Source organism: Moritella sp. 5 (assembly GCF_018219455.1).
In the GTDB taxonomy this organism is placed as follows: domain Bacteria; phylum Pseudomonadota; class Gammaproteobacteria; order Enterobacterales; family Moritellaceae; genus Moritella.
On record NZ_CP056122.1, the window covers coordinates 4,948,990 to 4,963,601 of the forward strand.

General features: G+C 46.6%; 8 rRNA genes. All 8 read right to left on the reverse strand.

The annotated features are described in order from the left end of the window. Positions 1-86: 86 nt before the first annotated feature. Positions 87-1,631 (reverse strand): 16S ribosomal RNA (locus HWV01_RS22175). A gap of 922 nt (positions 1,632-2,553) precedes the next feature. Then, positions 2,554-2,669: ribosomal RNA gene (gene rrf / locus HWV01_RS22180) — 5S ribosomal RNA — on the reverse strand. Between the two features lie 152 nt (positions 2,670-2,821). Further along, positions 2,822-5,715, reverse strand: a 23S ribosomal RNA gene (locus HWV01_RS22185). 291 nt (positions 5,716-6,006) lie between these two features. Beyond that, positions 6,007-7,551: ribosomal RNA gene (locus tag HWV01_RS22190) — 16S ribosomal RNA — on the reverse strand. 920 nt (positions 7,552-8,471) lie between these two features. Then, positions 8,472-8,587: ribosomal RNA gene (gene rrf, locus HWV01_RS22195) — 5S ribosomal RNA — on the reverse strand. Between the two features lie 126 nt (positions 8,588-8,713). After that, positions 8,714-11,607 (reverse strand): 23S ribosomal RNA (locus HWV01_RS22200). A gap of 291 nt (positions 11,608-11,898) precedes the next feature. After that, a 16S ribosomal RNA gene (locus HWV01_RS22205) occupies positions 11,899-13,443 on the reverse strand. 921 nt (positions 13,444-14,364) lie between these two features. After that, positions 14,365-14,480 (reverse strand): 5S ribosomal RNA (gene rrf, locus HWV01_RS22210). Together the 16S, 23S and 5S rRNA genes form the textbook arrangement of a ribosomal RNA operon. Positions 14,481-14,612: the final 132 nt, after the last annotated feature.

Sequence of the window (14,612 nt, forward strand, 5' to 3'; positions counted from 1 at the left end):
AACGTTGTCTTATTTTCATAAGACTGTCTTTAACGTTTCTATTCAAGCAATTTGTGTGGGCACTTACAAAAACTAACAACTTTACGTAAGGAGGTGATCCAGCCCCAGGTTCCCCTAGGGCTACCTTGTTACGACTTCACCCCAGTCATGAACCACACCGTGGTCATCGCCCTCCCGAAGGTTAAGCTAATGACTTCTGGTGCAGCCCACTCCCATGGTGTGACGGGCGGTGTGTACAAGGCCCGGGAACGTATTCACCGTGACATTCTGATTCACGATTACTAGCGATTCCGACTTCATGGGGTCGAGTTGCAGACCCCAATCCGGACTACGACGCACTTTATGGGATTCGCTTACCATTGCTGGTTTGCAGCCCTTTGTATGCGCCATTGTAGCACGTGTGTAGCCCTACTCGTAAGGGCCATGATGACTTGACGTCGTCCCCACCTTCCTCCGGTTTATCACCGGCAGTCTCCTTAGAGTTCCCACCATTACGTGCTGGCAAATAAGGATAAGGGTTGCGCTCGTTGCGGGACTTAACCCAACATTTCACAACACGAGCTGACGACAGCCATGCAGCACCTGTCTCATAGTTCCCGAAGGCACCAATTCATCTCTGAAAAGTTCTATGGATGTCAAGAGTAGGTAAGGTTCTTCGCGTTGCATCGAATTAAACCACATGCTCCACCGCTTGTGCGGGCCCCCGTCAATTCATTTGAGTTTTAACCTTGCGGCCGTACTCCCCAGGCGGTCTACTTAATGCGTTAGCTTAAGAGCCCAGTTCTCAAGGAACCAAACTCCGAGTAGACATCGTTTACGGCGTGGACTACCGGGGTATCTAATCCCGTTTGCTACCCACGCTTTCGCATCTGAGCGTCAGTTACTTGCCAGGTGGCCGCCTTCGCCACTGGTATTCCTTCAGATCTCTACGCATTTCACCGCTACACCTGAAATTCTACCACCCTCTCAAGAACTCTAGTTTGCCAGTTCGAAATGCAGTTCCCAGGTTGAGCCCGGGGCTTTCACATCTCGCTTAACAAACCGCCTGCATGCGCTTTACGCCCAGTAATTCCGATTAACGCTTGCACCCTCCGTATTACCGCGGCTGCTGGCACGGAGTTAGCCGGTGCTTCTTCTGCGAGTAACGTCACAGTAGCAAAGTATTAATTTACTACCTTTCCTCCTCGCTGAAAGTACTTTACAACCCTAAGGCCTTCTTCATACACGCGGTATGGCTGCATCAGGGTTTCCCCCATTGTGCAATATTCCCCACTGCTGCCTCCCGTAGGAGTCTGGACCGTGTCTCAGTTCCAGTGTGGCTGATCATCCTCTCAGACCAGCTAGGGATCGTCGCCTTGGTGAGCTCTTACCTCACCAACAAGCTAATCCCACTTGGGCTCATCTAGTCGCGAGAGCTTTCAAGAAGAGGCCCCCTTTCACCCGTAGGTCGTATGCGGTATTAGCAGTCGTTTCCAACTGTTGTCCCCCTCGACTAGGCAGATTCCCAAGCATTACTCACCCGTCCGCCGCTCGACGCCAGAATAGCAAGCTATTCTTCGTTTCCGCTCGACTTGCATGTGTTAAGCCTACCGCCAGCGTTCAATCTGAGCCATGATCAAACTCTTCAATTAAAAGTTTTTTGACTAATCGCCTAAGCGATTAAGTCGGCTCAATGAATTCTGTACTTCAACAACAAACCTAAGCTTGTTGTTTATAAAACCAAATCTTTCGATTTAATTTAATGTTCACAATTACATTGATATAATTTTTGGTCATTATATCTCTGCAAGTGCTCACACAGATTGCTTGAATAAATTGTTAAAGAGCATTGACATCAACGCTTTGCGTCTTAGTCAGGCTGCGTATTCTACGCAAACCAGATTCGAAGTCAAGCACATATTCATGCTTTATTCAGGACGTTTAAAAAGTAACCTAAGTTATTTTTAAACACCTTACTGAGCGGCTGTTGCCGTGTCAGTGGGATGCATTATAGGGATTTAGATCACATAAGCAATCCATTTTATGCACTTATATTGATTTAATATTTAATGCAGGAAAAACCAGCAATAACACACGCATTAACGATCACGATTCATACGAACGACTACTATTACAGCATTCAATTCCCTACTGCCTTACTAATACCAATTCGTCTCATGGATAAAAAATACTAATCAAATCTATTAATCTAGCTCTGTCCCGGAACAGAGCGCGACTATATTAGCCAAAATAATCTGCGTTGAGCATAAAATAACTTTTTTGCTGATTATATTCAGTGAATATAAGGCCCAACATTCACTCAGCTAAAAATAACGGTGCGTGTTCACAAGCGAATGACTACGAAGAGCCGTTCCTTTTGACTAATCGAACGCCAGTTACACAAAAACCAGCCGATGGCTGGTTTTTTATTGTCTGAAGTACATTTATAGCAACCGACGCAGCAGGTTAAGCTCGGTATTTTTAATTCAAACCCGCAATAATCACATCACAGCTGTAAATGACAGACACAAAAAAGCCGATATCATTACTGATATCGGCTCTCTCTAATTTGGCGCTTGGCGATGCCCTACTCTCACATGGGGAAGCCCCACACTACCATCGGCGTTATTACGTTTCACTACTGAGTTCGGAATGGGATCAGGTGGTACCGCAACACTATGGTCACCAAGCAAATTTGGTTTGCTTTCTATATAGAAACTCACGTTTCATTTTAAATCTGAAAAGCTATAAATAAAGAAGTCTTTAAAACCTATCTTTCGATAAATAGTAGTGTTCTGTCTATTCTTAAGTCGATATTTCAATTAATCATACTTTAATTTGTATGGTTAAGCCTCACGGGTAATTAGTACAAGTTAGCTCAATGCCTCACAGCACTTACACACCTTGCCTATCAACGTTGTAGTCTCCAACGGCCCTTCAGGGAGCTTAAAGCTCCAGTGAGAACTCATCTCGAGGCCTGCTTCCCGCTTAGATGCTTTCAGCGGTTATCAGTTCCGAACTTAGCTACCGGGCAATGCTATTGGCATAACAACCCGAACACCAGTGGTTCGTCCACTCCGGTCCTCTCGTACTAGGAGCAGCTCCTCTCAATTCTCAAACGCCCACGGCAGATAGGGACCGAACTGTCTCACGACGTTCTAAACCCAGCTCGCGTACCACTTTAAATGGCGAACAGCCATACCCTTGGGACCAACTTCAGCCCCAGGATGTGATGAGCCGACATCGAGGTGCCAAACACCGCCGTCGATATGAACTCTTGGGCGGTATCAGCCTGTTATCCCCGGAGTACCTTTTATCCGTTGAGCGATGGCCCTTCCATTCAGAACCACCGGATCACTAAGACCTACTTTCGTACCTGCTCGACGTGTCTGTCTCGCAGTTAAGCTGGCTTATGCCTTTGCACTAACCACATGATGTCCAACCATGTTTAGCCAACCTTCGTGCTCCTCCGTTACTCTTTGGGAGGAGACCGCCCCAGTCAAACTACCCACCAGACACTGTCCGCAACCCCGATAAGGGGCCTACGTTAGAACATCAAACGTACAAGGGTGGTATTTCAAGGTTGACTCCACATCATCTAGCGACAATGCTTCAACGTCTCCCACCTATCCTACACATGTAGGTTCAATGTTCAGTGCCAAGCTATAGTAAAGGTTCACGGGGTCTTTCCGTCTAGCCGCGGGTACACTGCATCTTAACAGCGATTTCAATTTCACTGAGTCTCGGGTGGAGACAGCGTGGCCATCATTACGCCATTCGTGCAGGTCGGAACTTACCCGACAAGGAATTTCGCTACCTTAGGACCGTTATAGTTACGGCCGCCGTTTACCGGGGCTTCGATCATGAGCTTCGACCTAAGTCTAACCCAATCAATTAACCTTCCGGCACCGGGCAGGCGTCACACCGTATACGTCATCTTTCGATTTTGCACAGTGCTGTGTTTTTAATAAACAGTTGCAGCCACCATTTCTCTGCGACCAACAATAGCTTACGGAGCAAGTCCTTCACCATCATTGGCGTACCTTCTCCCGAAGTTACGGTACCATTTTGCCTAGTTCCTTCACCCGAGTTCTCTCAAGCGCCTTAGTATTCTCTACCTAACCACCTGTGTCGGTTTGGGGTACGATTCTCTTATATCTGAAGCTTAGAGGTTTTTCCTGGAAGCCGGGTATCAACTACTTCATCTCCGTAGAGACTCGTCATCAGTTCTCAGCCTTAATGTGCGCCCGGATTTACCTAAGCACACAGCCTACAACCTTAAACATGGACAACCATCGCCATGCTAGCCTAACCTTCTCCGTCACCCCATCGCAATATAAGTGAGTACAGGAATATTAACCTGTTTCCCATCGACTACGCCTTTCGGCCTCGCCTTAGGGGTCGACTCACCCTGCCCCGATTAACGTTGGACAGGAACCCTTGGTCTTTCGGCGTGGAGGTTTTTCACCCCCATTATCGTTACTCATGTCAACATTCGCACTTCTGATACCTCCAGCAAGCTTCTCAACTCACCTTCGACGGCTTACAGAACGCTCCTCTACCATGCAAAGAACAAGTCTTTGCATCCGTAGCTTCGGTGGTATGTTTAGCCCCGTTAAATCTTCCGCGCAGACCGACTCGACCAGTGAGCTATTACGCTTTCTTTAAAAGATGGCTGCTTCTAAGCCAACTTCCTGGCTGTCTGAGCCTTTCCACATCGTTTCCCACTTAACATACACTTTGGGACCTTAGCTGACGGTCTGGGTTGTTTCCCTTTCCACGACGGACGTTAGCACCCGCCGTGTGTCTCCCGCGATTGAACTTATTGGTATTCGGAGTTTGCAAAGGGTTGGTAAGTCGGGATGACCCCCTAGCCTTAACAGTGCTCTACCCCCAATAGTTAGACGCGAGGCGCTACCTAAATAGCTTTCGAGGAGAACCAGCTATCTCCCGGTTTGATTGGCCTTTCACCCCCAGCCACAAGTCATCCGCTAATTTTTCAACATTAGTCGGTTCGGTCCTCCAGTTGATGTTACTCAACCTTCAACCTGCCCATGGCTAGATCACCGGGTTTCGGGTCTAATCCCAGCAACTATTCGCGCAGTTAACACTCGGTTTCCCTACGGCTCCGCTATTCGCTTAACCTTGCTACTGAAATTAAGTCGTTGACCCATTATACAAAAGGTACGCAGTCACAGAACAAGTCTGCTCCCACTGCTTGTACGTATACGGTTTCAGGTTCTATTTCACTCCCCTCACAGGGGTTCTTTTCGCCTTTCCCTCACGGTACTGGTTCACTATCGGTCAGTCAGTAGTATTTAGCCTTGGAAGATGGTCCTCCCATATTCAAACAGCATATCACGTGTGCCGTCCTACTCGATTTCACAGTAAGGTCGTTTTCATGTACGGGACTATCACCCTGTATCGTGAAACTTTCCAGAATCTTCCACTAACTTCCAAACTGCTTAAGGGCTAGACCCCGTTCGCTCGCCGCTACTAAGGGTATCTCTATTGATTTCTTTTCCTCGGGGTACTTAGATGTTTCAGTTCTCCCGGTTCGCTTCGTAACGCTATGTATTCACGTTACGATACTCTACAAAGTAGAGTGGGTTCCCCCATTCGGAAATCTGTGGATTAACGCTTTTTATCAACTCCCCACAGCTTAACGCAGATTAACACGTCCTTCATCGCCTCTGACTGCCTAGGCATCCACCGTATACGCTTAGTCACTTAACCATACAATCTAAAGTCGACCGTACAATTGAAATAACTAGGTATTATCTAGTTTTTTTCGCCTCAAGAATACTCAAGAACACTATATTGTTATTACCGAAGTAATAACGTGTTTTAAGAACTTCTTTATTTATTCAGCTTTCCAAATTTTTAAAGAGCAATTTGCTAAAAAGCAAAGATAAACAAGCGATTGCTTATCTTTGCTTACTAGCGTCTTACTATTAGTAAGACATACTATTCAACTTTCTATTCAAGCAATTTGTGTGGGCACTTACAAAAATTAACAACTTTACGTAAGGAGGTGATCCAGCCCCAGGTTCCCCTAGGGCTACCTTGTTACGACTTCACCCCAGTCATGAACCACACCGTGGTCATCGCCCTCCCGAAGGTTAAGCTAATGACTTCTGGTGCAGCCCACTCCCATGGTGTGACGGGCGGTGTGTACAAGGCCCGGGAACGTATTCACCGTGACATTCTGATTCACGATTACTAGCGATTCCGACTTCATGGGGTCGAGTTGCAGACCCCAATCCGGACTACGACGCACTTTATGGGATTCGCTTACCATTGCTGGTTTGCAGCCCTTTGTATGCGCCATTGTAGCACGTGTGTAGCCCTACTCGTAAGGGCCATGATGACTTGACGTCGTCCCCACCTTCCTCCGGTTTATCACCGGCAGTCTCCTTAGAGTTCCCACCATTACGTGCTGGCAAATAAGGATAAGGGTTGCGCTCGTTGCGGGACTTAACCCAACATTTCACAACACGAGCTGACGACAGCCATGCAGCACCTGTCTCATAGTTCCCGAAGGCACCAATTCATCTCTGAAAAGTTCTATGGATGTCAAGAGTAGGTAAGGTTCTTCGCGTTGCATCGAATTAAACCACATGCTCCACCGCTTGTGCGGGCCCCCGTCAATTCATTTGAGTTTTAACCTTGCGGCCGTACTCCCCAGGCGGTCTACTTAATGCGTTAGCTTAAGAGCCCAGTTCTCAAGGAACCAAACTCCGAGTAGACATCGTTTACGGCGTGGACTACCGGGGTATCTAATCCCGTTTGCTACCCACGCTTTCGCATCTGAGCGTCAGTTACTTGCCAGGTGGCCGCCTTCGCCACTGGTATTCCTTCAGATCTCTACGCATTTCACCGCTACACCTGAAATTCTACCACCCTCTCAAGAACTCTAGTTTGCCAGTTCGAAATGCAGTTCCCAGGTTGAGCCCGGGGCTTTCACATCTCGCTTAACAAACCGCCTGCATGCGCTTTACGCCCAGTAATTCCGATTAACGCTTGCACCCTCCGTATTACCGCGGCTGCTGGCACGGAGTTAGCCGGTGCTTCTTCTGCGAGTAACGTCACAGTAGCAGAGTATTAATCTACTACCTTTCCTCCTCGCTGAAAGTACTTTACAACCCTAAGGCCTTCTTCATACACGCGGTATGGCTGCATCAGGGTTTCCCCCATTGTGCAATATTCCCCACTGCTGCCTCCCGTAGGAGTCTGGACCGTGTCTCAGTTCCAGTGTGGCTGATCATCCTCTCAGACCAGCTAGGGATCGTCGCCTTGGTGAGCTCTTACCTCACCAACAAGCTAATCCCACTTGGGCTCATCTAGTCGCGAGAGCTTTCAAGAAGAGGCCCCCTTTCACCCGTAGGTCGTATGCGGTATTAGCAGTCGTTTCCAACTGTTGTCCCCCTCGACTAGGCAGATTCCCAAGCATTACTCACCCGTCCGCCGCTCGACGCCAGAATAGCAAGCTATTCTTCGTTTCCGCTCGACTTGCATGTGTTAAGCCTACCGCCAGCGTTCAATCTGAGCCATGATCAAACTCTTCAATTAAAAGTTTTTTGACTAATCGCCTAAGCGATTAAGTCGGCTCAATGAATTCTGTACTTCAACAACAAACCGAAGTTTGTTGTTTATAAAACCAAATCTTTCGATTTAATTTAATGTTCACAATTACATTGATATAATTTTTGGTCATTATATCTCTGCAAGTGCTCACACAGATTGCTTGAATAAATTGTTAAAGAGCAGTGACATCAACGCTTTGCGTCTTAGTCAGGCTGCGTATTCTACGCAAACCAGATTCGAAGTCAAGCACATATTTATGCTTTATTCAGGACGTTTAAAAAGTAACCTAAGTTCTTTTTAAACACCTTACTGAGCGGCTGTTGCCGTGTCAGTGGGATGCATTATAGGGATTTAGATCACATTAGCAATCCATTTTATGCACTTATATTGATTTAATATTTAATGCAGGAAAAACCAGCAATAACACGTGCATTAACGATCACGATTCATACGAACGGTGATAATTACAGCATAATATGATTGGCCTGAACTTGCGTTACAGATTTACTTTAAGGGTAAAACTATCGAGCAAGGATATTAAGTCTAGTCGTGAGCGTCCAATTACGCCATTTTACAACCAAAATAAAACGGCTTTAGCATAAATAAATTTTTTGCTGATTATATTCAGTGAATATAAGGCCCAACATCACTCAAGCTAAAAATAACGGTGCGTGTTCACAAGCGAATGACTACGAAGAGCCGTTCCTTTTGACTAATCGAACGCCAGTTACACAAAAACCAGCCGACGGCTGGTTTTTTATTGTCTGAAGTACATTTATAGCAACCGACGCAGCAGGTTAAGCTCGGTATTTTTAATTCAAACGCGCAATAATCACATCACAGCTGTAAATTACAGACACAAAAAAGCCGATATCATTGCTGATATCGGCTAATTCTAATTTGGCGCTTGGCGATGCCCTACTCTCACATGGGGAAGCCCCACACTACCATCGGCGTTATTACGTTTCACTACTGAGTTCGGAATGGGATCAGGTGGTACCGCAACACTATGGTCACCAAGCAAATTTGGTTTGCTTTCAAGTTGTATCTTTAAAATCTGAAAAGCTATAAATAAAGAAGTCTTTAAAACATAAAGTGTTCTGTCTATTCTTAAGTCGATATTTCAATTAATCATACTTTAATTTGTATGGTTAAGCCTCACGGGTAATTAGTACAAGTTAGCTCAATGCCTCACAGCACTTACACACCTTGCCTATCAACGTTGTAGTCTCCAACGGCCCTTCAGGGAGCTTAAAGCTCCAGTGAGAACTCATCTCGAGGCCTGCTTCCCGCTTAGATGCTTTCAGCGGTTATCAGTTCCGAACTTAGCTACCGGGCAATGCTATTGGCATAACAACCCGAACACCAGTGGTTCGTCCACTCCGGTCCTCTCGTACTAGGAGCAGCTCCTCTCAATTCTCAAACGCCCACGGCAGATAGGGACCGAACTGTCTCACGACGTTCTAAACCCAGCTCGCGTACCACTTTAAATGGCGAACAGCCATACCCTTGGGACCAACTTCAGCCCCAGGATGTGATGAGCCGACATCGAGGTGCCAAACACCGCCGTCGATATGAACTCTTGGGCGGTATCAGCCTGTTATCCCCGGAGTACCTTTTATCCGTTGAGCGATGGCCCTTCCATTCAGAACCACCGGATCACTAAGACCTACTTTCGTACCTGCTCGACGTGTCTGTCTCGCAGTTAAGCTGGCTTATGCCTTTGCACTAACCACATGATGTCCAACCATGTTTAGCCAACCTTCGTGCTCCTCCGTTACTCTTTGGGAGGAGACCGCCCCAGTCAAACTACCCACCAGACACTGTCCGCAACCCCGATAAGGGGCCTACGTTAGAACATCAAACGTACAAGGGTGGTATTTCAAGGTTGACTCCACATCATCTAGCGACAATGCTTCAACGTCTCCCACCTATCCTACACATGTAGGTTCAATGTTCAGTGCCAAGCTATAGTAAAGGTTCACGGGGTCTTTCCGTCTAGCCGCGGGTACACTGCATCTTAACAGCGATTTCAATTTCACTGAGTCTCGGGTGGAGACAGCGTGGCCATCATTACGCCATTCGTGCAGGTCGGAACTTACCCGACAAGGAATTTCGCTACCTTAGGACCGTTATAGTTACGGCCGCCGTTTACCGGGGCTTCGATCATGAGCTTCGACCTAAGTCTAACCCAATCAATTAACCTTCCGGCACCGGGCAGGCGTCACACCGTATACGTCATCTTTCGATTTTGCACAGTGCTGTGTTTTTAATAAACAGTTGCAGCCACCATTTCTCTGCGACCAACAATAGCTTACGGAGCAAGTCCTTCACCATCATTGGCGTACCTTCTCCCGAAGTTACGGTACCATTTTGCCTAGTTCCTTCACCCGAGTTCTCTCAAGCGCCTTAGTATTCTCTACCTAACCACCTGTGTCGGTTTGGGGTACGATTCTCTTATATCTGAAGCTTAGAGGTTTTTCCTGGAAGCCGGGTATCAACTACTTCATCTCCGTAGAGACTCGTCATCAGTTCTCAGCCTTAATGTGCGCCCGGATTTACCTAAGCACACAGCCTACAACCTTAAACATGGACAACCATCGCCATGCTAGCCTAACCTTCTCCGTCACCCCATCGCAATATAAGTGAGTACAGGAATATTAACCTGTTTCCCATCGACTACGCCTTTCGGCCTCGCCTTAGGGGTCGACTCACCCTGCCCCGATTAACGTTGGACAGGAACCCTTGGTCTTTCGGCGTGGAGGTTTTTCACCCCCATTATCGTTACTCATGTCAACATTCGCACTTCTGATACCTCCAGCAAGCTTCTCAACTCACCTTCGACGGCTTACAGAACGCTCCTCTACCATGCAAAGAACAAGTCTTTGCATCCGTAGCTTCGGTGGTATGTTTAGCCCCGTTAAATCTTCCGCGCAGACCGACTCGACCAGTGAGCTATTACGCTTTCTTTAAAAGATGGCTGCTTCTAAGCCAACTTCCTGGCTGTCTGAGCCTTTCCACATCGTTTCCCACTTAACATACACTTTGGGACCTTAGCTGACGGTCTGGGTTGTTTCCCTTTCCACGACGGACGTTAGCACCCGCCGTGTGTCTCCCGCGATTGAACTTATTGGTATTCGGAGTTTGCAAAGGGTTGGTAAGTCGGGATGACCCCCTAGCCTTAACAGTGCTCTACCCCCAATAGTTAGACGCGAGGCGCTACCTAAATAGCTTTCGAGGAGAACCAGCTATCTCCCGGTTTGATTGGCCTTTCACCCCCAGCCACAAGTCATCCGCTAATTTTTCAACATTAGTCGGTTCGGTCCTCCAGTTGATGTTACTCAACCTTCAACCTGCCCATGGCTAGATCACCGGGTTTCGGGTCTAATCCCAGCAACTATTCGCGCAGTTAACACTCGGTTTCCCTACGGCTCCGCTATTCGCTTAACCTTGCTACTGAAATTAAGTCGTTGACCCATTATACAAAAGGTACGCAGTCACAGAACAAGTCTGCTCCCACTGCTTGTACGTATACGGTTTCAGGTTCTATTTCACTCCCCTCACAGGGGTTCTTTTCGCCTTTCCCTCACGGTACTGGTTCACTATCGGTCAGTCAGTAGTATTTAGCCTTGGAAGATGGTCCTCCCATATTCAAACAGCATATCACGTGTGCCGTCCTACTCGATTTCACAGTAAGGTCGTTTTCATGTACGGGACTATCACCCTGTATCGTGAAACTTTCCAGAATCTTCCACTAACTTCCAAACTGCTTAAGGGCTAGACCCCGTTCGCTCGCCGCTACTAAGGGTATCTCTATTGATTTCTTTTCCTCGGGGTACTTAGATGTTTCAGTTCTCCCGGTTCGCTTCGTAACGCTATGTATTCACGTTACGATACTCTACAAAGTAGAGTGGGTTCCCCCATTCGGAAATCTGTGGATTAACGCTTTTTATCAACTCCCCACAGCTTAACGCAGATTAACACGTCCTTCATCGCCTCTGACTGCCTAGGCATCCACCGTATACGCTTAGTCACTTAACCATACAATCTAAAGTCGACCGTACAATTGAAATAACTAGGTATTATCTAGTTTTTTTCGCCTCAAGAATACTCAAGAACACTATATTGTTATTGCCGAAGCAATAACGTGTTTTAAGAACTTCTTTATTTATTCAGCTTTCCAAATTTTTAAAGAGCAATTTGCTAAAAAGCAAAGATAAACAAGCGATTGCTTATCTTTGCTTACTAGCGTCTTACTATTAGTAAGACATACTATTCAACTTTCTATTCAAGCAATTTGTGTGGGCACTTACAAAAATTAACAACTTTACGTAAGGAGGTGATCCAGCCCCAGGTTCCCCTAGGGCTACCTTGTTACGACTTCACCCCAGTCATGAACCACACCGTGGTCATCGCCCTCCCGAAGGTTAAGCTAATGACTTCTGGTGCAGCCCACTCCCATGGTGTGACGGGCGGTGTGTACAAGGCCCGGGAACGTATTCACCGTGACATTCTGATTCACGATTACTAGCGATTCCGACTTCATGGGGTCGAGTTGCAGACCCCAATCCGGACTACGACGCACTTTATGGGATTCGCTTACCATTGCTGGTTTGCAGCCCTTTGTATGCGCCATTGTAGCACGTGTGTAGCCCTACTCGTAAGGGCCATGATGACTTGACGTCGTCCCCACCTTCCTCCGGTTTATCACCGGCAGTCTCCTTAGAGTTCCCACCATTACGTGCTGGCAAATAAGGATAAGGGTTGCGCTCGTTGCGGGACTTAACCCAACATTTCACAACACGAGCTGACGACAGCCATGCAGCACCTGTCTCATAGTTCCCGAAGGCACCAATTCATCTCTGAAAAGTTCTATGGATGTCAAGAGTAGGTAAGGTTCTTCGCGTTGCATCGAATTAAACCACATGCTCCACCGCTTGTGCGGGCCCCCGTCAATTCATTTGAGTTTTAACCTTGCGGCCGTACTCCCCAGGCGGTCTACTTAATGCGTTAGCTTAAGAGCCCAGTTCTCAAGGAACCAAACTCCGAGTAGACATCGTTTACGGCGTGGACTACCGGGGTATCTAATCCCGTTTGCTACCCACGCTTTCGCATCTGAGCGTCAGTTACTTGCCAGGTGGCCGCCTTCGCCACTGGTATTCCTTCAGATCTCTACGCATTTCACCGCTACACCTGAAATTCTACCACCCTCTCAAGAACTCTAGTTTGCCAGTTCGAAATGCAGTTCCCAGGTTGAGCCCGGGGCTTTCACATCTCGCTTAACAAACCGCCTGCATGCGCTTTACGCCCAGTAATTCCGATTAACGCTTGCACCCTCCGTATTACCGCGGCTGCTGGCACGGAGTTAGCCGGTGCTTCTTCTGCGAGTAACGTCACAGTAGCAGAGTATTAATCTACTACCTTTCCTCCTCGCTGAAAGTACTTTACAACCCTAAGGCCTTCTTCATACACGCGGTATGGCTGCATCAGGGTTTCCCCCATTGTGCAATATTCCCCACTGCTGCCTCCCGTAGGAGTCTGGACCGTGTCTCAGTTCCAGTGTGGCTGATCATCCTCTCAGACCAGCTAGGGATCGTCGCCTTGGTGAGCTCTTACCTCACCAACAAGCTAATCCCACTTGGGCTCATCTAGTCGCGAGAGCTTTCAAGAAGAGGCCCCCTTTCACCCGTAGGTCGTATGCGGTATTAGCAGTCGTTTCCAACTGTTGTCCCCCTCGACTAGGCAGATTCCCAAGCATTACTCACCCGTCCGCCGCTCGACGCCAGAATAGCAAGCTATTCTTCGTTTCCGCTCGACTTGCATGTGTTAAGCCTACCGCCAGCGTTCAATCTGAGCCATGATCAAACTCTTCAATTAAAAGTTTTTTGACTAATCGCCTAAGCGATTAAGTCGGCTCAATGAATTCTGTACTTCAACAACAAACCGAAGTTTGTTGTTTATAAAACCAAATCTTTCGATTTAATTTAATGTTCACAATTACATTGATATAATTTTTGGTCATTATATCTCTGCAAGTGCTCACACAGATTGCTTGAATAAATTGTTAAAGAGCAGTGACATCAACGCTTTGCGTCTTAGTCAGGCTGCGTATTCTACGCAAACCAGATTCGAAGTCAAGCACATATTTATGCTTTATTCAGGACGTTTAAAAAGTAACCTAAGTTCTTTTTAAACACCTTACTGAGCGGCTGTTGCCGTGTCAGTGGGATGCATTATAGGGATTTAGATCACATTAGCAATCCATTTTATGCACTTATATTGATTTAATATTTAATGCAGGAAAAACCAGCAATAACACGTGCATTAACGATCACGATTCATACGAACGGTGATAATTACAGCATAATATGATTGGCCTGAACTTGCGTTACAGATTTACTTTAAGGGTAATACTATCGAGTAAGGATATTAAGTCTAGTCCTTAGCGTCCAATTACGCCATTTTACAGCCAAAATAAAACGGCTTTAGCATAAATAAATTATTACACGTGTATATTCCGCGATAATAAGACCCGATATTCAGTTCAGCGAAAGAGAACTGCGTATTTTTGCAAGCTAGCACCTGTACATTATCGCTGACTTTAATTAATCCGACTTTAAATACACAAAAACCAGCCATCGGCTGGTTTTTTATTAGTTGGAATACGTTTATAGCAACCGACGCAGCAGGTTAAGCTCGGTATTTTTAATTCAAACGCGCAATAATCACATCACAGCTGTAAATTACAGACACAAAAAAGCCGATATCATTACTGATATCGGCTCTCTCTAATTTGGCGCTTGGCGATGCCCTACTCTCACATGGGGAAGCCCCACACTACCATCGGCGTTATTACGTTTCACTACTGAGTTCGGAATGGGATCAGGTGGTACCGCAACACTATGGTCACCAAGCAAATCTGGTTTGCTTTCTATATAGAAACTTACGTTTCATTTTTAAATCTGAAAAGCTATAAATAAAGAAGTCTTTAAAACATAAAGTGTTCTGTTTATTCTTAAGTCATATTTCAATTAATCATACTTTAA